This window comes from Variovorax sp. P5_A3 (assembly GCF_056400665.1).
In genome coordinates this window covers 17,215-36,445 of the sequence record NZ_JBFUKW010000007.1, presented here as the reverse complement: position 1 = coordinate 36,445, position 19,231 = coordinate 17,215, and the positions used below count along the sequence as shown (strand labels likewise).

Annotated in this window: 18 protein-coding genes; 12 read left to right on the top strand and 6 right to left on the bottom strand. The window is 64.9% G+C overall.

Features of this window, described 5'->3' with window-relative positions:
* Positions 1–8: 8 nt before the first annotated feature.
* The 3 genes from ccoN to AC1D3B_RS12530 form a co-directional block, all read right to left on the bottom strand.
* Entirely contained in the window at positions 9–1,451 is a 1,443-nt protein-coding gene (gene ccoN, locus AC1D3B_RS12540; protein ID WP_478191000.1) for a cytochrome-c oxidase, cbb3-type subunit I, read from the bottom strand.
* A gap of 72 nt (positions 1,452–1,523) precedes the next feature.
* Complete coding sequence (gene ccoS, locus AC1D3B_RS12535) at positions 1,524–1,661, bottom strand: cbb3-type cytochrome oxidase assembly protein CcoS (RefSeq protein ID WP_478190999.1); 138 nt, start codon at positions 1,659–1,661, stop codon at positions 1,524–1,526.
* The gene (locus tag AC1D3B_RS12530; RefSeq protein WP_478190998.1) at positions 1,661–3,991 is read right to left on the bottom strand and encodes a heavy metal translocating P-type ATPase; all 2,331 of its coding nucleotides are present in this window, start codon (positions 3,989–3,991) and stop codon (positions 1,661–1,663) included. Before AC1D3B_RS12530 ends, ccoS begins: the two co-directional genes overlap by 1 nt.
* Before the next feature lie 248 nt (positions 3,992–4,239).
* Here AC1D3B_RS12530 and AC1D3B_RS12525 point away from each other — a divergent pair, with 248 nt between their 5' ends.
* From AC1D3B_RS12525 to AC1D3B_RS12505, 5 genes are all read left to right on the top strand, one after another.
* Positions 4,240–5,247 (top strand): AraC-like ligand-binding domain-containing protein, encoded by a 1,008-nt coding sequence (locus AC1D3B_RS12525; RefSeq protein ID WP_478190997.1) that lies wholly within the window; start codon positions 4,240–4,242, stop codon positions 5,245–5,247.
* A 61-nt stretch (positions 5,248–5,308) separates the two neighbouring features.
* Positions 5,309–5,731 (top strand): 2,4'-dihydroxyacetophenone dioxygenase family protein, encoded by a 423-nt coding sequence (locus AC1D3B_RS12520; protein WP_478190996.1) that lies wholly within the window; start codon positions 5,309–5,311, stop codon positions 5,729–5,731.
* Between the two features lie 13 nt (positions 5,732–5,744).
* Positions 5,745–6,770 carry a thiamine pyrophosphate-dependent dehydrogenase E1 component subunit alpha gene (locus AC1D3B_RS12515; protein WP_478190995.1) on the top strand — a complete coding sequence of 342 codons (1,026 nt, stop codon included), beginning with the start codon at positions 5,745–5,747 and terminating at the stop codon, positions 6,768–6,770.
* The gene (locus AC1D3B_RS12510; RefSeq protein ID WP_478190994.1) at positions 6,767–7,828 is read left to right on the top strand and encodes an alpha-ketoacid dehydrogenase subunit beta; all 1,062 of its coding nucleotides are present in this window, start codon (positions 6,767–6,769) and stop codon (positions 7,826–7,828) included. The genes AC1D3B_RS12515 and AC1D3B_RS12510 overlap by 4 nt, the downstream gene beginning before the upstream one ends.
* Positions 7,821–8,093: a lipoyl domain-containing protein gene (locus AC1D3B_RS12505; RefSeq protein WP_478190993.1), complete on the top strand. Its 273-nt coding sequence runs from the start codon at positions 7,821–7,823 to the stop codon at positions 8,091–8,093. Before AC1D3B_RS12510 ends, AC1D3B_RS12505 begins: the two co-directional genes overlap by 8 nt.
* Positions 8,094–8,141: 48 nt before the next feature.
* Here AC1D3B_RS12505 and AC1D3B_RS12500 read toward each other — a convergent pair whose 3' ends face one another.
* Positions 8,142–8,612, bottom strand: coding sequence for an SET domain-containing protein (locus tag AC1D3B_RS12500; protein WP_478190992.1), 471 nt, complete (start codon positions 8,610–8,612; stop codon positions 8,142–8,144).
* A gap of 96 nt (positions 8,613–8,708) precedes the next feature.
* On the opposite strand from AC1D3B_RS12500, the gene AC1D3B_RS12495 reads away from it, so the two are divergent.
* Together AC1D3B_RS12495 and AC1D3B_RS12490 are read left to right on the top strand one after the other, a co-directional pair.
* The gene (locus tag AC1D3B_RS12495; RefSeq protein WP_478190991.1) at positions 8,709–9,767 is read left to right on the top strand and encodes a catalase family peroxidase; all 1,059 of its coding nucleotides are present in this window, start codon (positions 8,709–8,711) and stop codon (positions 9,765–9,767) included.
* Positions 9,764–10,312 carry a cytochrome b gene (locus AC1D3B_RS12490; RefSeq protein ID WP_478190990.1) on the top strand — a complete coding sequence of 183 codons (549 nt, stop codon included), beginning with the start codon at positions 9,764–9,766 and terminating at the stop codon, positions 10,310–10,312. Before AC1D3B_RS12495 ends, AC1D3B_RS12490 begins: the two co-directional genes overlap by 4 nt.
* Positions 10,313–10,459: 147 nt before the next feature.
* Here the strand turns inward: AC1D3B_RS12490 and AC1D3B_RS12485 are convergent, their stop codons facing one another.
* A complete protein-coding gene (locus AC1D3B_RS12485) occupies positions 10,460–11,512 on the bottom strand; it encodes a helix-turn-helix domain-containing protein (RefSeq protein ID WP_478190989.1) in 1,053 nt (350 codons plus the stop codon).
* Positions 11,513–11,701: 189 nt separating this feature from the next.
* Here AC1D3B_RS12485 and AC1D3B_RS12480 point away from each other — a divergent pair, with 189 nt between their 5' ends.
* The 5 genes from AC1D3B_RS12480 (at position 11,702) to AC1D3B_RS12460 (ending at position 17,744) form a co-directional block, all read left to right on the top strand.
* Entirely contained in the window at positions 11,702–12,331 is a 630-nt protein-coding gene (locus AC1D3B_RS12480; protein ID WP_478190988.1) for a hypothetical protein, read from the top strand.
* Positions 12,332–12,452: 121 nt separating this feature from the next.
* Entirely contained in the window at positions 12,453–13,916 is a 1,464-nt protein-coding gene (locus AC1D3B_RS12475; protein WP_478190987.1) for a DUF1254 domain-containing protein, read from the top strand.
* 149 nt (positions 13,917–14,065) lie between these two features.
* Complete coding sequence (locus AC1D3B_RS12470; protein WP_478190986.1) at positions 14,066–15,544, top strand: DUF1254 domain-containing protein; 1,479 nt, start codon at positions 14,066–14,068, stop codon at positions 15,542–15,544.
* A gap of 113 nt (positions 15,545–15,657) precedes the next feature.
* A complete protein-coding gene (locus tag AC1D3B_RS12465) occupies positions 15,658–16,068 on the top strand; it encodes a hypothetical protein (RefSeq protein WP_478190985.1) in 411 nt (136 codons plus the stop codon).
* Positions 16,069–16,292: 224 nt separating this feature from the next.
* The gene (locus AC1D3B_RS12460) at positions 16,293–17,744 is read left to right on the top strand and encodes a cytochrome P450 (RefSeq protein WP_478190984.1); all 1,452 of its coding nucleotides are present in this window, start codon (positions 16,293–16,295) and stop codon (positions 17,742–17,744) included.
* 3 nt (positions 17,745–17,747) lie between these two features.
* Here AC1D3B_RS12460 and zwf read toward each other — a convergent pair whose 3' ends face one another.
* Entirely contained in the window at positions 17,748–19,214 is a 1,467-nt protein-coding gene (zwf, locus tag AC1D3B_RS12455; RefSeq protein WP_478190983.1) for a glucose-6-phosphate dehydrogenase, read from the bottom strand.
* Between the last annotated feature and the right edge of the window lie 17 nt (positions 19,215–19,231).

Genomic DNA, 19,231 nt, shown 5'->3' with positions numbered 1-19,231 from the left:
TTCGTTCCTCATGCGTGGGCCGCAGCCGCCGTCGAAGGGATGCTGGCGCGCGCCGATTGCCCCACGCCGATGGTCATCACGACGTTCCATGCCATCACCAGCATGCCGCCCAGGTAGAGGACACCTCCGACGAGGCGCACGACGTAGTGGGGATAGGTGGCCTTGACGCTCTCGACGAAGGTGTAGGTCAGGGTGCCGTCGGGATTGATCGAGCGCCACATCAGGCCCTGCATCACGCCGGCGATCCACATCGCGGCGATATAGAGCACGATACCGATGGTGGCCATCCAGAAGTGCAACTCGATGGCCTTCACGCTGTACATCTCGATGCGGCCATAGAGACGCGGGATCAGGTAGTAGAGCGAGCCCATCGAGATCAGGCCCACCCAGCCGAGCGCGCCAGCATGCACGTGGCCGACGGTCCAGTCCGTGTAGTGGGAGAGTGCGTTCACCGTCTTGATCGACATCATCGGACCTTCGAAGGTCGCCATGCCGTAGAAGGACAGCGCGACGATCAGGAAGCGCAGGATCGGGTCGGTGCGCAGCTTGTGCCACGCACCCGAGAGCGTCATGACCCCGTTGATCATCCCGCCCCAGCTCGGCGCCAGCAGGATCAGCGAGAACACCATGCCGATCGACTGGGTCCAGTCGGGCAAGGCGGTGTAGTGCAGATGGTGGGGACCCGCCCACATGTAGGTGAAGATCAGCGCCCAGAAGTGCACGATCGACAGCCGGTAGGAGTACACGGGCCGCCCTGCCTGCTTTGGAATGTAGTAGTACATCATCCCGAGAAAGCCCGCGGTGAGGAAGAAGCCCACAGCGTTATGGCCGTACCACCACTGGACCATCGCGTCCTGCACCCCAGCGTAAGCCGAATAGCTCTTCATCCAACCGGCCGGAACGGCCGCGCTGTTGACGATGTGGAGCAGAGCCACGGCGATGATGAATGCGCCGTAGAACCAGTTCGCCACGTAAATGTGCTTGACCTTGCGCGTGCCGACGGTGCCGAAGAACACGATCGCGTAGGCCACCCATACCAGCGCGATCAGGATGTCGATGGGCCACTCGAGCTCTGCGTATTCCTTGCCGCTCGTGTACCCGAGAGGCAGGCTGATGGCGGCGGCAACGATCACCGCCTGCCAGCCCCAGAACACGAATGATGCGAGTGCCGGCGCGAAGAGCCGCACCTGGCAGGTCCGTTGAACCACGTGGAAGCTGGTCGCCATGAGCGCGCACCCGCCGAAGGCGAAGATCACGGCATTGGTGTGCAGGGGCCGCAGTCGGCCATAGCTGAGCCACGGGATGCCGAAGTTGAGTTCGGGCCAAGCCAGTTGCGAAGCAATGATCACGCCGACCAGCATGCCCACCACTCCCCATACCACCGACATGAGCGCGAACTGCTTGACCGCGGTGTCGCTGTAGATCGCTGCGACAGGGTTCGTGGATTGCATCGTCGGGCCTTCTCTTCTTCCTTGGGTTGCGGGCAGTGTCAGCGCGCGTCGGAAGGAGCGGTTTGATGCAGATCAATCGTTGCGCAGAATGCGTTCGCCTTCCCGCTCGACGTCGTCGAACTGGCCACGCTCGACGGCCCAGCACAGGCCGCCCAGGATCGCCAGGACGAGCACGACCGACAGGGGGATCAGGAGGTACAGGATGTCCATCAGCGCACTGCCTCCGACGGCCGGGCCAGCCGAGCCGCATTGAGCACCACCACCAGCGAGCTTCCCGCCATGCCCAGGCCCGCCAACCAGGCTGGGAACCAGCCCGTCAGCGCCAGCGGCACGCACAGCGCGTTGTAGCCGGCAGCCCACCACAGGTTCTGTCGAACCACACGCAGCGTTCGACGGGCTTGCGCGATGGCCAAGGGGATCGAGGCGAGCGCATCGCCCAGGACGATGAAATCGGCGCGTGCCTGCGCGAGCGGGACCGCACTGCCGACAGCGAAGGACACGTTCGCCCGCGCCAGGACAGGGCCGTCGTTCAGGCCATCGCCGACCATCGCGACATGTCGACCCTGTGACTGGAGTTGCTGCACGACCTGAAGCTTTTGCTCGGGCATGCAGTCCCCACGCGCGTTCCGAATGCCGGCGCGGGAAGCGACTTCGAGCACGGCCAGGCCTCGATCCCCGGAAAGGAGTTGCACCGCCACTCCCTGATCCGCGAGTGTGGAGACAGTGGCTGCGGCGTCGGCGCGCAGCGCTTCCGCGAGGACAAAGCTCGCGATCCATCCTTGCGCATCGCTCAGATGCACCTGCGCCGAATCGCATTGCACGGGCGTGACGGCGCAGAATGCGGCCGATCCCAGCCGCATGCATCGGGGAGCCTGGTCCTTCGCGCCCTTGCGACGCAAGCGACCTTCAAGACCCAGCCCGCCGTGTTCGGTGAGCTGCAGGAGTTCCCACGCCGGGGATGACCGGAACTGCGAACGCCACGCACCGGCGAGCGCCCGGGCGGTCGGATGCAATGACAGCACGGCGAGCGCAGCGGCGAGTTCGAGCGCATCGCCGGGGCGCAGTCCCCGCCGGCAGTAGACGCGTTCGAGGCGCGGTACGTCGCTCGTCAGCGTGCCGGTCTTGTCAAACACGACGGTGTCGATCGAGGCAAGCGCCTCCAGTGCCTGCAGGTTGCGGACGATCACGCCCTGCCGTGCCAGCGCGCCGGCGCTGGCGAGCATCGCCGCTGGGGTCGCGAGGGAGAGCGCGCATGGGCAGGTCACGATCAACACGGCCACTGCCACCATCAGCGCCTTGCCGGAGTCGACCGGCCACCAGAACGCGGCGGCGATGGCGGCCGCAGCGAGCACGAAAGCCAGGAACGGACGCGCGGCACGGTCCGCGAGTTGCGCAAGCCGGGGCTTCTGCAGCGAGGCGATCTCCATGAGGGCGACGATCTGCGCAAAGCGGGTGCTCTTTCCCACCGAAGCGACTCGCACCTCCACCATCGATGCGAGGTTGTGGCTGCCGGCCAGCACACGAGCTCCACAAGGACGTGGGACCGGACGAGACTCGCCCGTGAGCATGGCCTCGTCCGCCGTCGTGTCTCCGGCGACCACGACACCATCCGTCGGAAAGGCTTCGCCCGGGAGCACCCGAACGACATCACCGGGCGCCAGCCGACGCACCGCCACGCGCTCAAACACGCCGTCCAAACCTCGCCGCTCGACACTTTCGGGCATCCGGTTCATCAAGGATTCGAGTGCGCCAGCCGTGCGATCGCGCAATCGGGCCTCCAGCCACCGACCTGTCAGAAGGAAGAAGACGAACATCGTGAGCGAGTCGAAATAGACTTCGCCACCCAGTGCGCCGGCGGGGTTGAACGTCGCCGCAGTGCCGGCTGCGAACGTGATGGCGATGCCCAGGCTGACCGGCAAGTCCATGCCGATGCGTCGCTGGCGCAGGTCGCGCCACGCGCTGGCAAAGAAGGGCTTGCAGGAGAACAACAGCACCGGCAGCGTGAGCACCCAGCAAGCCCAGCGCAGAAGCTGCGCCGCGTCGGGCGTCATGTCGCCGGCTTGCGCGATGTATGCAGGGTATGCGTACATCATGACCTGCATCATGCAGAAGCCCGCGACCAGCCAGCGCCAAAGGGCAAGCCTCGCTTCACGTGCCCGCCGCACGCCCAGCAATCTGTCAGCGGCCGGGGTGAGCCGGTAGCCGGCCACCGCGGACGCCTCGAGCCAGCGCGACGGCTTGACGATCGAAGGCGACCAGACGACGCGTGCGCGCCTGCTCGTCGCATTCACCTCGACCTTTTGCACGCCCGCAACCTGCCCTACCGCTGCTTCGATCGCGAACGCGCAGGCTGCACAGTGCATGCCTTCGACCACAACGTGTGATTCCCAGAGGCCTTCGGCTGAATCGCCATCCAGTGGTCGGCCGAATGTCGGCCACTCACCGGGATCGTCCAGGAGAGACCAGGTACCCGACTCCGCCGTGGTGCCGGGCTTCAGGTCGCGGTCGCCGGCAGGGTCGTACGAGAGCGCAGCTTGCATCTCGCAAGGCTATCGGGATGTCCGTACCGCAAGATTGATCTGGATCAAGGCCCGCGCTGCGGCAGGAAATCGGAATCCGCGCCATCCTTTGCCGAAATCCACTGCCCTGCTCCCGAACCAGGCGCCCGGGCGTTCGCGAACTGACCACAACCCGTTCGCTGGCGCACCAGTGGCGTTTGCCGCCGCCGGCTGCCTGGTGCACAGTGCGGGCAGCACAAAGGCGCATTCGACGCCGCAGGAGACACCCGATGGCCGCCCTCGTCGCCTTCACGCCCCGGCCGCCGGAGATCTGGTGCACCGAGACCCTGCCTGCGGCGCAGCAGTTCGAGGCATGGCGCGAGGTGATCGTCGATGCCCACCTGGCTTGGGACATTCCACGCATCGCCTGCGAGCGATTTCCCGCCTACATGCACCAACACCGCATAGACGGCATGCGGCTGACCGACTGCACTTCGGCCGCGCCGGTCGGCGGACGTCGCCGCCGCGCCCAGATCGCGCATGACGACGAGGCCTATCTGACCGTCGTGCTGGTCGCCCGCGGGTCCGAGGCGCTGCGCTTCGGCGCCGACGAATCGCACGAGCTTCTCTTGCGCCAGGGCATGTTCACCCTCTGGGACAGTACGCGCCCGCTGGCCTTCATGACCGGCGACAACCTGCGCCAGATCTCGCTGCTGGTGCCGGAGGCGCGCCTGCTGCGGCGCGTTCCGCGCGTGCGCGACCTGGTCGGGCGGCCGATCGATGGCCGGCAGGGCGTTGGCGGTCTCTTCGTCGACCACATCCTCTCGCTGGTGGAGCGTTTTCCCGAGTTGCCCGTGGCGAACCGGCGCAGCGTGCTCGATGCCACGCTCGACCTGCTCGGCCTGTGCCTCGGGGCGCAGCCCGCATTGCCGGCGCCACGCCTGCGCCAGTTGACGCTCGAGCAGGTCATGCGCCACATCGACACGCACCTGACCGATCCCGCCCTCGACGTGCATTCGATCGCGCAGGCCTTCCGCATGGGTGAGCGCAACCTGCACAAGCTCTTCGAGGCCACCGACAGCACCGTCAGCGCCTACGTGCGCGAACGGCGCCTGGAGATGTGCCGGCGCGACCTCGAGAGCAGCACGCTGGCGCAGCGCCAGATCGCAGAGATTGCCGGCCATTGGGGCTTCGAGGACCCCAGCCAGTTCAGCAAGCTGTTTCACTCCGCCTACGGGCTCGCGCCGCGCGAGTTCCGCGCACGGGCGCTGCAACACCAGGGCACGGGCGCGCCCTGACAAGCGCCTCGCGGCATGCGGCCGCAGCATCGGAGCTCCACGAACCAAGGAGACACCGACCATGCAAGCCGCCATTGCCGAAGATACCGATCGCGCCGATCCCAACGCCGAAGTGCTGTTGCGAGTCGCACGCAAGCCCTGGGTCGAGTTCGCCCCGGGCATCGAATTCAAGACCCTTCGCACGAGCGCCGAGACCGGCGTCTGGACCGTGGTCTTCCGCTGCGCCAAGGGCTCCGCGTTTCCCGCGCACTTCCATCACGGCGCGGGCGAATACCTGATGCTCAAGGGCCGCATGGACTACCGCATGGGCGTGGCCGACGCCGGCGACTACGGCTACGAGCCGCTGGGCTCGTTTCATGAGCTCACAAGCTTCATCGAAGACTCCGAGCTTCTGTTCACCAATCACGGCCCGGTTGCCTTTCTGGACGAGAACCAGGGCGTGAAGATGATCCTGGACTGGAAGTTCTTCGCCGACCGGGCCTGAAGGAGGAGCGCGCATGACTCCCAGTACCGAACAGCTGCACTGGATGTACCTGACCATGGTGAAGATCCGCCTCTACGAAGAGGCCATGGCCCGCATCTACCTCGAAGGCAAGCTTCCGCCGAAGATCCAGAAAGGCCTGGCCTTCGACATCGGCAGCGGCCCCGTGCCCGGCGAAATGCACCTGGCAGCCGGCCAGGAGCCCGTTGCGGTCGGCGTATGCGCCCACCTGTCCGACAACGACACGGTGGTTGGTGCGCATCGGCCGCATCACTTCGCGATCGCCAAGGGCGTGCCGCTCGATGCGATGACCTCCGAGATGTTCGGCAAGGCCAACGGCCTGTGCCGCGGCAAGGGCGGGCACATGCACCTGTTCGACCCGCCGCGCAAGTTCAGTTGCTCGGGCATCGTGGCGGCCGGCGCACCGCAGGCCTGTGGCGCCGCGCTCGCTGCCAGGCGCCTGGGCAAGGATTGGGTGGCCGTGAGCTTCTTCGGCGAGGGCGCGGCCAACCAGGGCGGCTTTCACGAGGCGCTCAACCTCGCATCGCTGTGGCGCCTGCCGGTGGTGTTCGTCTGCGAGGACAACCGCTGGGGCATCTCGGTGGCCAAGGCCGATTCCACGTCGGTGCCGACGAACGACGTGCGTGCAGCCGGGTACGGCATGCCGGGCGTCCTGGTGGAGAACAATGACCCGGTGGCGATGTTCGAAGCCGCCGGCGCCGCCATCGCGCGCGCGCGCCGCGGCGAAGGCCCGACGTTGATCGAGGTGCAGACCGATCGCTACCTTGGCCACTTCCAGGGTGATGCCGAGGCCTACCGCCCGGCTGGTGAAGTCGATGCGCTCAAGGCCCGCGATCCGATTGCAGCGCTCGCCGTGCGCCTGCGCGCGCTTGGTGCGCTCGACGACGCCGGCGAAGCGGCCGTGCGCGATCAGGCCGCGAGTTGCGTGGCGCAAGCCTTCGAGCACGCGCGAACAAGCCCTTACCCCGAAGCCGCCGAAGCACTTCAACAGGTGTTCTGCAACGAAGAGGAGCCCGCATGACCGACAACCAACCTACGCGATCGCTGACCATGGCAGCGGCCATCTCGGAAGCCATCGCCCAGCAGATGGCGGCGGACGAACGCGTGTTCGTCATGGGCGAGGACGTCGGCCGCTACGGCGGCATCTTTGGTTCCACCGGCGGACTGCACGCGCGGTTCGGCGGCGAGCGCGTGATGGACACGCCGATCTCCGAGACCGCGTTCATCGGTGCAGCCATCGGCGCCGCGGCCGAAGGCCTGAGGCCGGTGGTGGAGCTGATGTTTGCCGACTTCTTCGGTGTCTGCTTCGACCAGATCTACAACCATCTGGCCAAGAACCACTACATGTCGGGCGGCGCGCAGCGCCTTCCGGTGGTGCTGATGACGGCCGTCGGCGGCGGCTACAACGACGCGGCCCAGCACTCGCAGTGCCTGTGGGGCAGCTTTGCGCACGTGCCGGGTCTGAAGGTCGTGGTGCCAAGCAACGCCTACGACGCCAAGGGCCTGATGACCCAGGCCCTGCGCGATCCGAATCCGGTGGTCTTCATGTTCCACAAGGGGCTGATGGGCCTGCCCTGGATGTCCTTCCACGAAGGCGCGACCGTGCCGGTGCCCGAGGCCGCCTATGCCCTGCCCTTCGGCCAGGCGCGGATCGTGCGCGCGGGTGAGGATCTGAGCATCGTCACGCTGAGCCAACTCGTGCACAAGGCCGAGATCGCTGCACGCGAGCTGGCACAGGAGGGCATCGATGCCGAGATCATCGATTTGCGCACGCTCGTGCCGCTCGACCGCGCGGCGGTGCTGGCCTCGGTACGCAAGACCGGCCGACTGCTCGTGCTCGACGAGGACTACCTGAGCTTCGGCCTCAGCGGCGAGATCGCCGGGCTGGTGGCGGAGCATCTCGACAGCATCGCGCTGCGCGCGCCGGTACGCCGGCTGGCCGTGCCCGACGTGCCGATCCCGTTCAGTCGGCCGCTGGAGCAGGCGGTCATCCCGCAGGTGGCCCATATCGTTCGTGGCGCACGCGGGCTCGTCGCCGCGCGGCGTCCACTGGTGCAGGAGGCTGCGTTCCATGCCTGAGAGCGGCGCATCCACCCTGGTGGCCGTGCGGCTCGACGAGCCGGCCTGGGAAGGCCTGGAGGAAGATGCGGAAGCACTCCTCGCGCAATGGACCGTGGCACCCGGCGACCGGGTCGACGAAGGACAGGAGATCGGCGTGGCCGAACTCGTCAAGGCCAGCGTGCCGGTCGTGGCACCGGTGGCGGGCCGAGTGGCCGAGTTGCTGTTCGCTGCGGGCGAGAGCTTCGGCCGCCATGCCGTGCTCGCCCGCATCGAGACGCCCTAGGTGAGCGGACGCCCCAACCTCGCGTGAGCCGGCATCGGCCCGCGGAGTTCAGGCGCCGACAGGCGCGAGCATCGTGCCGCGGCAGTCGGCAGAACCGCAGCGGCAGACATAGTCCGAGGGCGGTGAGCCGTCGTCCGCAGTCAGGCAGTAGTCGATGAACAACTCGTCCCCTGCCTCGACGGGGATGATCGTCTGAAACTTCAGCACCAACCGGCCTGCGTCGTCGTACTCCTCGACCGCTTCGCAGTTCGGGTCGCAGGCGTGATTCAAGTGGCGCGTGCCATTGCCGCCCTTGGCGCCATCGATGGTCTCGTGGTTGGACAACATGAAGAGGTAAGTCAGCTGGTCATTCCAGGTCCTGGCCGCGATTTCCTGTTGCGAATAGCGGCGGCCTTCGTAAAGGCCCAGCAATGCGAAAGCGGGCAGCGCCCGCGTCGCGAAGGCGCCGAGCCCGTGGACACCGCTGGGCCCCACCCTGATACAGGGGGTTGAAGATGTGGACTTGCGAAGCTTTGCCATGCGGGTGGAAATTGTAGGCTTCGGCAATGTCCGATGGAAAAGCGTGCAGCGAACTGATAGATTCTGCGCACGCGCCCAGCGTTGGACGGGATTTCAATGATTCACCGCCAGCCCTCATCCTCCGGATCGATCCCGATCCGCCTCGTGCTGATTGCAGCGATCGTCGCCGCGATCGCTGTCGCCTTTGGCTACACCGCAGGCTGGTTCACGCCAGCCCGGCTCACCCCGGACAAGCTCGTGGACACCCTGGCGCCGCCCGGCGGAGCAGCACTCGGTTTCCGCCGCAATCACGCGAAAGGCATCTGCTTTACCGGCACCTTCGAGGCCAACGGCGCGGGCGCCGCCCTGTCGAAGGCGCAGGTCCTTGCGAAGGGCGCCTATCCGGTGACCGGTCGTTTCAATCTGGCGGTGGCCGACCCGAAAACCGAGGATGCAAGCTCGCGCGTGCGGGGCCTGAGCCTGCGCATCCAGTCGCCGGACGGGCAGGAATGGCGATCGGCCATGATCGATGCGCCCATCTTTCCCGTCGCCACGCCGCAGGCCTTCTACGACCTGCAACTGGCATCGCATTCGAAGGATCCCAATGCCATGAAGACCTTCGCGGCCGCGCATCCCGGGCTCGCAGCGTTCGGCGCATGGGCCGGCAGCGCACCTTTCACCGCTTCCTATGCGGAGAACCGCTTCAACAGCCTGAACAGCTTCGTGTTCACCAATGCCCAGGGCCAGGACCAGACGGTGCGCTGGTCGTACCTGCCAGCCGCAACGCCGGTGTCCGTTCCGCCGGACGAGCTCAAGAAGCGCGGTCCCGACTTCCTGAGCCAGGACATCACCGACAGAGTTGCTCGTTCACCCCAGCGCTGGACCTTGATGGTCACGGTCGCCAACCCCGGAGATCCGACCGCAGACCCGACCAAGGCATGGCCGGACGATCGCCGCCAGATCGAAGTCGGCTCGCTCGTGGTCCAGAAGATCGAGCCTGAACCGAATGGGCCCTGCCGTGATCTCAACTTCGACCCCGTTGTGCTGCCCTCCGGCATGAGCACCTCCGACGACCCGTTCCCGGCCGCGCGTTCGGCCGCGTACTCCGTGTCGTACAACCTGCGTACCGCCGAAGAGAAGGACTATCCCCGCACCACTTCGGGAGCCAAGCCGTGATTGAGGGTCGCCAGCGGTTCACGCCATTGCAGCGCCTGCTGCACTGGGTCATGGCGGTCTGCATCCTGGCGATGCTGTTCATAGGCATCGGGATGGTCACGACGGTTCGCCCGGTGTACCTGACGTTGGTGTCCATCCACAAGCCGCTGGGCATCGCCATACTGGTGCTCGCACTGTTGCGGCTCATCGTGCGCTGGCGCGTTGGCACACCGCCATTGCCATCCGACATGCCCGGGCCGATGAAGCTCGCGGCGAAGCTTTCGCATGTCCTCCTGTACCTGCTGATGATCGCGATGCCGCTGATCGGCTGGGGCATGCTGTCGGCTGCCGACTATCCGGTGGTGGTTGCCGGCTTGCACTTGCCGGCCATCGTGCCGCCTAACGCTGCGGTGCACAGCATGCTGTGGAACGCCCACATGTTCCTTGCGATGTGCTTCTTCGCGTTGATCCTGCTGCATCTTGCTGCCGGGCTGTTCCACGCATGGGTCAGGCGCGATGGCGTGTTCGAAGCCATGTCGCCTGCTCCCAACGGGGGCCGCGATTGAGGGGCGCGGAGCCCTGCTTCAATCGCCAGACGCTGCGAAGACGATCACTCCCCGCGCATTGCGACCTTGCGCCAGATGCTCGAAGGCCTGCGGCGCCTCTTCGATTCAGGGTCCCGCTTCAGGCCGCGGCCGAGCTCGAGCCGCCGGCTATGAGCCGGAGACCGAAGATTGCGCAAGCTTGCGGAAGTTGCGCTGGTATTCGCTTGGCGTGACGCCTGCATCGCGCCGGAACGCCCGCGCGAAATTGGCGACGTCGCGAAAGCCGAGTTGGATGGAGACCTGATGGACCGTCGCACCTGGCCTTGCCAAGAAGTCCTGTGCCCGTTCGAGCCGTACCCGCTGTGAGAGATCGCGGAAGTTCACCCCTTCCTTTTTCAGGTTGCGATCGATGGTCCGATCCGAGATGTTCATGCGCTGCGCGATCTCTTCAAGCGTGAGCTGTTGCCCCTGCGTCTCGCGCAGCAGCATTGAGATGTAGGCACCCCATTCGCCGCCAGGCACGGGCCGCCTCTGCAGCACATGCAGCCGCTGCTCGATTTGCTGAACCACAGTGGGCGATGGCATAGGCAGCGGGCGATCCAACAGCTCGCCGTCGAAGACCACGCGGATGCCAGGGAGCGCACTTTCATCGAAGTGGAAACGCGCAGGCGCCAAGCTGGCATAGCGCATTGCATGCGCGGGCGCCGGCATTCCGAGGCGGATGTCGTACGCAATCTCGGAGCCGAACAGCAACTGGACCTGGGTGTGCAGCGAGACGGCGATGGCCTCGATCGCAAAATACATGGTGCGCAGGGGCATCACGGCCGCAGGGCTGAAGACCACCTCGCCGAGACCTGGTCGCCGCGCGTACTTCATCGTAAACAGCGTGATGATGAAGTGATAGTAGCGGCTGGTGAACTGCATGAAATGGTCCAGGTCGCGGCAGCTGAGCATCGCGTAGCCCATCAGATCGTGCGAATTCAACTTGATCGCTTGCCCGAGTTCGAATCCAAGGTCAGTGCGGCCGGTGAGTCGATAGGCCCACTCGACCAAGGCTTCCACTTCGTTCGGCTCCAGGACGCCGTCGCTTCGTTCGAAACGGGCGGCTTCAACCTTCGCGAGATCGAGGAGACGCGCGGTATCAACCCCCTGCACCGCGAGGCGTCCCAGAAGCAGCGAAAGATAACGAGCCGGCACGGTTTTGGTGGCCGCGTTCTTCATTCGATGACTCGCTTGGGGTACATGGGGTGGAAATGGTAACCAGGCGCTTGCGACTCGACCATCGGAGTCGGCTCCATAGGGTTTCTACCCGGATGTCGACAACGGACACGCAGGTGTCGGTTTAGGACTTTGTACAGGGTGCGCGCGCGATCGATCATTCATCGATCCCCCCACTCATCGAGGAACCACATGGCAATTCTTGGCAACCCGAACCTGGACGTGCGCAAAACCAACCGCGCGATCGACGAGCTCATGGAAGTCACGACCAACCCGCGACACCGCTTCATGCTCGAGGCCTACTACCGTCACCGCTTTCTCGAGATCGCCGGTCGCTACGAGGAAATCTTCGCGCCGGAGATGACCGCGCCGAACCCCGTCTATCACTTCGAGATGGCGGGCAACCATGCCACGCTGGAGGGCACCGAGTCCGTCAAGGGCTTCTATGCACTGTGGGCCCAGACGCACCAGTCGGTCTTCTACGCCGAGGACGAGAAGATCGCTGTAGCGGACAACTTCATTGCCTCGGTCGGCACCATGTACCAGCAGACGCACGGCAAGACCCTGAAGGCGAACGGCATCGAGGTCGACGACGAGAACTCCTACTACCTGCTGCGCGTGCCCGGGCTGCAGATGTTCTGGCCCTACGACGAGCGCTGCCGCCTGATCGGGGAAGACGTCTGGGAGCCTAACCCGGCGGCGCGCACGGTCATCAAGCTCGCGCCGTCCGAGGTGCTGACAAGTGAGGCATCGGGCCAGTTGCTCGCGCCGTTCATCAAGCCGCTGCGCTCGTTCGACGAAGTGATGTGCAAGGCAGCCTGATCCGAGTCCTGTGGACCCATGCCTGTCGTCGCGCAAGCCCTGTAAGCTGCGCAGCGGCTTGGCCAGGACACATGGCGGCGCCAAGTACAGTGAATTCAACCGTTAACAAGAAGAGAGTCTGATGCCAATTGAAATCAAGAAGCGAGCGCGGTTCCTCCACAGCGTGTCGCAGCGAGCCTTCGGCGCCGCAACGCTGTCGCTCGTGGCGCTCGCCGCCGCGCCGGCGCACGCAGCTGCGTTGACCCCGGAGCAAACGAAGAAGATCGCCGTCGATGCGTATATCTACGGTTATGCATTGCTGACCAGTGACATCACGGGCAATGCCTTCACCAATGTGAAGGCGCCCAATCCGGCAACGCTCCAGGCCCCGCTCAACCAGCTGGTGAACATGCCCAAGTACCCGCCCGCGGATTACAAGGCTGTGACTGCTCCCAATGCGGACACTCTCTACACGGCGGCGTTCATGGACGTGAAGCAGGAGCCCATGCTGCTGTCCTACCCGGACATGAAGGGGCGCTACTTCCTCTTCCCGATCTACTCGCAATACACCAACGTGATCGCAGCGCCGGGCAAGCGAACCCTGGGCACGGGCGCGCAGACAATCGCCATCGTCGGCCCGGGCTGGAAGGGCAAGCTGCCGGCCGGCGTGACGCAAATCGTCAAGTCACCGACCAACACCGTCTTCACGATCGGCCGCGTTTATGCCGACGGCACCGATGCCGACTACGCGGAGGTCAACGCCGCGCAGAAGGAGTTCAAGCTGGTTCCGCTGAGCGCTTACGGCAAGCCGTACACCCCGCCGGAGGGCGTGATCAACGACAGCGCACCGAGCGTCAAGGAGAAGGTCCGCGACATCATCGCCGCGATGGACGCTCAGACCTATTTCAACGCGGTCACGAAGTCGATGGTCCAAAACCCGCCCGTCCTGCCGGAGGACGGTCCAATCCTCAAGGAGATGGCCAAGATCGGCATCGCGCCGGGCAAGCCCTTCGACCTGAGCAAGCTGTCCGCAGCGGATCAGGCGGCAGTGGCCGACTCGGTCAAGGTCGCGACGGCGAAGATCGTGGACGCCACCAAGTCGGGTAACAAGGTCGTCGACGGATGGCTGTACACCTCGGGCACCGGCAAATACGGCACCAACTACCTCTGGCGAGCCGCCATGGCGAACTACGGCTGGGGCGCGAACCTGACCAAGGACGCGATGTACCCGAGCACCAAGGACGACGACACCGGGGCGCCGCTGGTCGGCAAGAACACGTACACGGTGCACTTCCCCAAGGGCAAGACACCGCCTGCGTCTGGCTTCTGGTCGATCACGATGTACGACAGCTCGTACTTCTTCTTCCCGAATCCACAGAACAAGCAGACCGTGAGCATGCGTGACAAGCCCGTGTTCAACAAGGACGGCTCGCTCGACCTGTACTTCTCGAACGTGAAGCCCGCCAATGCGCCCGAGGCCAACTGGCTGCCTGCGCCGCCGGACAACTTCATTCTCATGATGCGGATGTACTGGCCCACGGAGAATCCGCCGCCATCGATCCTCAATGGGACCTGGTCGCCGCCGCTGGTGAAGAAGGCGGGCTGATCGAAGCGGCATGTAGAAGTAGCACCTCAGACTGAGATGCATAGGCACCTGCCCTAAAGGGCAGTTGCCAACCATTGGGGCAGCTGTCAGCATCGCGCGCGCCACTGCAACAGTTGCAGGGATCACGTTTTGCAAAGTAAAAGTCAATCATGAACGCCAACTTTCCTTCGCTCTTGAAATGGGCAGCGATTGCCACTGCCGCGATGGCCTTGATGGCGGGCTGCGCCAGCAAGAACGATCCCGTGGCCCAGGCCGCAAAAGCCGACGCCGCCAAGGGCATCGCCGCGCCCAGCATCGCCGAGACCAAGGCCATCGCGGAGGAGGCCTTCATCTACGGGCTGCCGCTGGTCATGAACTATGCCGTGATGCTCGAATACGCCGTTGACAAGGGCGGCCCGCAATTCAAGGCGCCGTTCAACCAGCTCAAGAACGAGCCTCGCGTCTACACATACCAAGACACGGCCATCGTCACTCCGAACAGCGACACCCCGTACTCGTTTGCCTGGCTGGACTTGCGCGCAGAGCCGGTGGTGATCTCGGTGCCGGCAGTGGAAAAGCGGCGCTACTACTCGGTGCAGTTGATCGACGGCAACACCTACAACTACGGTTATATCGGCAGCCGTGCCACCGGCAACGAGCCAGGCCATTACATGGTGGTCGGTCCCGACTGGAAAGGCGCGACGCCCCCTGGCATCAAGAAGGTCTTCACCTCGTCCACGCCCTTCGCCTTGACCGGCATGCGGACACAGCTCTTCAATCCCAAGGACATGCCCAACGTGGTAAAGGTGCAGTCGGGCTACAAGGTGCAACCGCTGTCCGCCTTCCTCAATCAGCCTGCTCCAGCGGCTGCGCCGACCATCAATTTCCTCCCCGCCACCACGGCCGGGATCAAGCAGAACTACTTCGAGTACCTGGACGCCGCGCTCAAGTACGTGCCGCCCACCCCGGAAGACAAGGACGTACGCGCCAGGCTCGCCAGCATCGGCATCGGGCCGGGTAAGACCTTCGAATTCAAGGATCTTTCGCTCGAACACAAGGCCGCCGTCGGCCTGGGCATGAAGGATGGCGACGAAAAGATCGACAAGTATCTGGCGACCGGCATGAAGGATGTCAACGGCTGGAGCGTCGGCTCCCTGCCAGGCAACCGCGCCTTCTACAACGGCAACTGGCTCAAGCGAGCCGCTACGGCCAAAGCTGGAATCTACGGCAATGACGCGGTGGAGGCCATGTATCCGTTCACTCGCGTTGATGGGAAGGGCGAGCCTCTGGACGGAAGCAAGCACGCCTACACATTGACTTTTCCTGCAGGCCAACAGCCTCCCGTCAACGCCTTCTGGTCGGTGACGATGTACGACGGCAAGAGCCAGCTTCTGATCAAGAATCCGATCAACCGCTACCTCATCAACTCGCCGATGGTGTCGGGCATGAAGAAGAACGCTGACGGCTCGCTCACGCTCTACATCCAGAAGGACTCACCTGGGAAGGCGAAAGAAGCCAACTGGCTGCCCGCTCCCGACGGCCCGATCTACCTGGTGATGCGCCTGTACTGGCCCAAGGAAACGCCGCCTTCGATCCTGCCGGCCGGTGCAGGCACCTGGAAGCCGCCGGGAATCGTGGCGTCGAAGTAGCGGTCCGGGGTTCGCCCCTGGAAAGGGGCAGGCTCCGAGAGCAATCCGCGCCGAACAGAGAACGGAATGCTGCGCTGTCTGGTCACCTGTCGCCAACTTCAAGTGAAAAACCAATGAACAAATTCCAAACCATCTTCAAGAGAATCTGCGCCATGGCGCTGATTGCACTGGCCGCCGGCTGCGCAACCGGCCACCCGGACCGTGACAAGATCGCAATCGCTGCGGGCTTCAAGATCGTTACGCCGACCACTCCTGAACAGATGGCTCTTTACGCCAAACTACCCAAAGACACCGTCACGCCCGTCAAGTACAAGGGAGTCATCTACTACGTGATGCGCGATTCCTCAAATGGAATGGCACTCGTCGGCAACTCGGCCCAGTACTCGGTCTACCAGGAAATGCGATATCACCAACGTATGAACAATGAGGATCTGCGCGAGGCTCAGCTCGACGAGCTGAACAATGCGGATTGGGGCGCGTGGGGCGGTGGTGGCGTGGCTTTTGTCGGCGGTTTTGGCCCCTGAGCGAGCGATCGGCGTCGAGAGCGATTCAAATGATGGGGTAGTCCCGAGTGGCAGAGTCCTTTAACGAGGTCAGCGCCCCACGCAGCCGTCGGCGTCTTCCCGACACCGAAGATACTCAAACGACGATTGCCGTGCTCTCGAAACTGCCCAATACTTGAGCACCCGGTCAAGATGACCGCTCGCGCGACCTTCGCACTTCGCGCCGCTCATGGAGTCAGCACACGATGAACACGCCCACCACGGCAAGCCGGCTGCGCCAGTTCGACGACCTGCCGGGCCCACGCGGCGTGCCGGTGTTCGGCAACCTGCTGCAGATCGACTCCACCCGGCTCCATCTGCAAATGGAAAAGTGGTGCCAGGAGTACGGCGCGATCTTCAAGCTGCGCCTGGGCCCTCGCCGTGTGGTCGTGGTGGGTGATCATGAGCTGATCGCCAAGGCCCTGCGCGACCGCCCCGATGGTTTTCGCCGCACCACCAAGCTGCAGCAGGTGTGGAACGAACTCGGTCTGGTGGGTGGCGTCTTCGGCGCCAACGGCGAGACCTGGAAGCGCCAGCGACGGATGGTGATGGCAGGCTTCGACCCTGGGAGCGTGCGGCGCTATCACCCTTCACTGCAACGTGTCGCATCGCGTCTGGTCCAACGCTGGCAACAGGCCGCGCGGCAGGGCACGACCATCGACCTGCAGGCCGACCTGATGCGATTCACGGTGGACGCGATCGCAGGCCTCGCGTTCGGTGCCGACGTCAACACGCTGCAAAGCGACGAAGACGTGATCCAGAAGCACCTGAACCGCATCTTCCCGGCCGTGTTCAAGCGCATCTTCGCGCCGCTTCCGACGTGGCGCTGGTTCCCGACCGCCGAGGATCGCGCGCTGGTTCACAGCGTGGCCGAGGTGAACGTGGCGATCGACGGCTTCATTGCCGAAGCACGCGAGCGAATGCAGGCGAACCCGGCGCTGCGCGAGCATCCCTCCAACCTGCTGGAAGCCATGCTGGTAGCGGCGGACGAACCCGACAGCGGCATGGACGACAAGCAGGTCGCCGGCAACGTTCTGACCATGCTGCTGGCCGGCGAAGACACGACCGCGAACACGGTGTCCTGGATGATCCACCTGCTGTGGAAGAACCCGCAGGCGCTGGCCAAGGCCACGGCCGAAGTGCGCCGCGTGTGCGCGGATGGCGAGCCGCCTTCCGTGGATCAGATCGCCCAGCTGGACTACGTTGAAGCCTGCGCTCACGAGACCATGCGCCTCAAGCCCGTGGCGCCGCAGAACGCCATGCAAGCCCTGCACGACACCACGCTGGGCGATGTGCACATCGCGGAAGGCATGATTGTCATGGCGGTGATGCGGCGCGACGCGGTGAGTGAAACCTTCATTCACGACGCCGCCAGCTTCGAGCCCGAACGCTGGTTGGCGGATGGCAACCCCGGGCAAGCCGCCGGCGCCGCCAAGCGCATCTCGATGCCCTTCGGCGCCGGCCCGCGCATCTGCCCTGGGCGCTATTTGGCATTGGTCGAAATGAAGACGGCGATGGCGGTCCTGTTGAGCCGCTTCGACATCCAGGACGTGGGCACCGTCGACGGCAAGGAGCCGCGCGAACTGCTTCAGCTCTCCATGGCGCCCGTCGGCCTGACCATGAAGTTGCGCGAGCACCGCATCGCCGCGGAGGCTTGAGTCTCAGCTTCCCGCCTTGTTCGGGTCCCGCCAGGCGCGCTCGAAGGGCAGCCGCCACGCATGCGGCGCGATCAACTGGTGGATCGGTTTCGGCCCCCAGGAGCCCGGCTCGTAGAGCCGCACCGGCGGCGGCGCCTCGATCAGATGCGTCGAGACCTGCCACAGCCGCTCGATGCCCTCTGCCGTCGTGAACAGGGTGCGGTCGCCGCGCATGGCGTCCAGGATCAGGCGCTCGTAGGCTTCCAGCACTTCGCCGACCAGCCCGGTGTCGCGCATCGCGAACTGCAGGCTCAGCTTGTCGAGGCGCATGCCCGGCCCAGGTCGCTTGCCGTAGAAGGACAGCGACATCTTCGATGCATCCGCCAGATCGAAGGTCAGGTGGTCCGGGCCCTGCGAGCCGACCCCCGATCCGGGCGGGAACATGCTCTTGGGCGGTTCGCGGAAAGCAATGGAGATGATCCGCTGCCCCTCGGCCAGCCGTTTGCCCGTGCGCAGGAAGAAAGGCACGCCGGCCCAGCGCCAGTTGTCGATGTGGCACTTGAGCGCCACGAAGGTCTCTGTGTCCGAGTCCGGGTCGACGCCCTCTTCCTGCCGGTAGCCGCTGTACTGGCCGCGCACCACGTCCGACGGTGCAATGGGCAGCATGCTGCGAAAGACCTTGTTCTTCTCCTCGCTGATCGGCGCCGGTTCGAGCGCCGTGGGCGGCTCCATCGCCATGAAGCCGAGGATCTGGAACAGATGCGTCACCACCATGTCCCGGTAGGCGCCGGTCTGCTCGTAGAAACCCGCGCGCTTGCCGAGACCGAGCGTCTCGGGCACGTCGATCTGCACGTGGTCGATGAAGTTGCGGTTCCAGATCGGCTCGAAGAGGCCGTTGGCGAAGCGGAAGGCCAGGATGTTCTGCGCCGGCTCCTTGCCGAGGAAGTGGTCGATGCGGAAGATCTGCTCTTCCTTGAACACCTCGTGCAGCTGGCTGTTCAGGAACACCGCGCTCGCGAGGTCAGTGCCGAAGGGCTTTTCCATCACGATGTGCGAGCGTTCGACCAGTTCGGCCGCGCCCAGCATGCGCACCACCGACAAGGCGGCACTCGGCGGCACGCTCAGGTAGTGCAGGCGCCGGCATTCGGGTGCGCCGAGCGACTTCTCCGCACGGTCGACTGCCTCCTTGAGAGCCTGCGCACCGCCCGACAGCGGCACGTAGTCGAGGATGCCCGCGAAGGCGTCCCAGGCGGCCGGTGAGACCTTGCGGCTGCCGAATTCGTCCAATGCACTGCGCGCGGCGGCGCGGAATCCCTCCGCGTCGAGCTCATCGAGCGAGACGCCGATGATCCGGCACCCGGGAATGAAGCCCGAACTGCAGAGGTGAAACAGGCCTGGCAGGAGCTTGCGCCGCGCCAGGTCGCCGGTCGCGCCGACCAGCATCACGACTTGCGGGAAACGGGGACCGACGCCGGGAGGTATCTTGGCCATTCTTGTCACCTTGCATC

Bases quoted from the DNA above. Each gene is read 5' to 3' on its own strand.
- AC1D3B_RS12470 (WP_478190986.1), top strand. From the start codon at position 14,066: ATGAACGCCAACTTTCCTTCGCTCTTGAAATGGGCAGCGATTGCCACT.
- AC1D3B_RS12530 (WP_478190998.1), bottom strand. From the start codon at position 3,991: ATGCAAGCTGCGCTCTCGTACGACCCTGCCGGCGACCGCGACCTGAAG.
- ccoN (WP_478191000.1), bottom strand. From the start codon at position 1,451: ATGCAATCCACGAACCCTGTCGCAGCGATCTACAGCGACACCGCGGTC.
- AC1D3B_RS12485 (WP_478190989.1), bottom strand. From the start codon at position 11,512: ATGAAGAACGCGGCCACCAAAACCGTGCCGGCTCGTTATCTTTCGCTG.
- zwf (WP_478190983.1), bottom strand. From the start codon at position 19,214: ATGGCCAAGATACCTCCCGGCGTCGGTCCCCGTTTCCCGCAAGTCGTG.
- AC1D3B_RS12495 (WP_478190991.1), top strand. From the start codon at position 8,709: ATGATTCACCGCCAGCCCTCATCCTCCGGATCGATCCCGATCCGCCTC.
- ccoS (WP_478190999.1), bottom strand. From the start codon at position 1,661: ATGGACATCCTGTACCTCCTGATCCCCCTGTCGGTCGTGCTCGTCCTG.
- AC1D3B_RS12480 (WP_478190988.1), top strand. From the start codon at position 11,702: ATGGCAATTCTTGGCAACCCGAACCTGGACGTGCGCAAAACCAACCGC.
- AC1D3B_RS12520 (WP_478190996.1), top strand. From the start codon at position 5,309: ATGCAAGCCGCCATTGCCGAAGATACCGATCGCGCCGATCCCAACGCC.
- AC1D3B_RS12465 (WP_478190985.1), top strand. From the start codon at position 15,658: ATGAACAAATTCCAAACCATCTTCAAGAGAATCTGCGCCATGGCGCTG.
- AC1D3B_RS12510 (WP_478190994.1), top strand. From the start codon at position 6,767: ATGACCGACAACCAACCTACGCGATCGCTGACCATGGCAGCGGCCATC.
- AC1D3B_RS12475 (WP_478190987.1), top strand. From the start codon at position 12,453: ATGCCAATTGAAATCAAGAAGCGAGCGCGGTTCCTCCACAGCGTGTCG.
- AC1D3B_RS12515 (WP_478190995.1), top strand. From the start codon at position 5,745: ATGACTCCCAGTACCGAACAGCTGCACTGGATGTACCTGACCATGGTG.
- AC1D3B_RS12500 (WP_478190992.1), bottom strand. From the start codon at position 8,612: ATGGCAAAGCTTCGCAAGTCCACATCTTCAACCCCCTGTATCAGGGTG.
- AC1D3B_RS12505 (WP_478190993.1), top strand. From the start codon at position 7,821: ATGCCTGAGAGCGGCGCATCCACCCTGGTGGCCGTGCGGCTCGACGAG.
- AC1D3B_RS12460 (WP_478190984.1), top strand. From the start codon at position 16,293: ATGAACACGCCCACCACGGCAAGCCGGCTGCGCCAGTTCGACGACCTG.
- AC1D3B_RS12525 (WP_478190997.1), top strand. From the start codon at position 4,240: ATGGCCGCCCTCGTCGCCTTCACGCCCCGGCCGCCGGAGATCTGGTGC.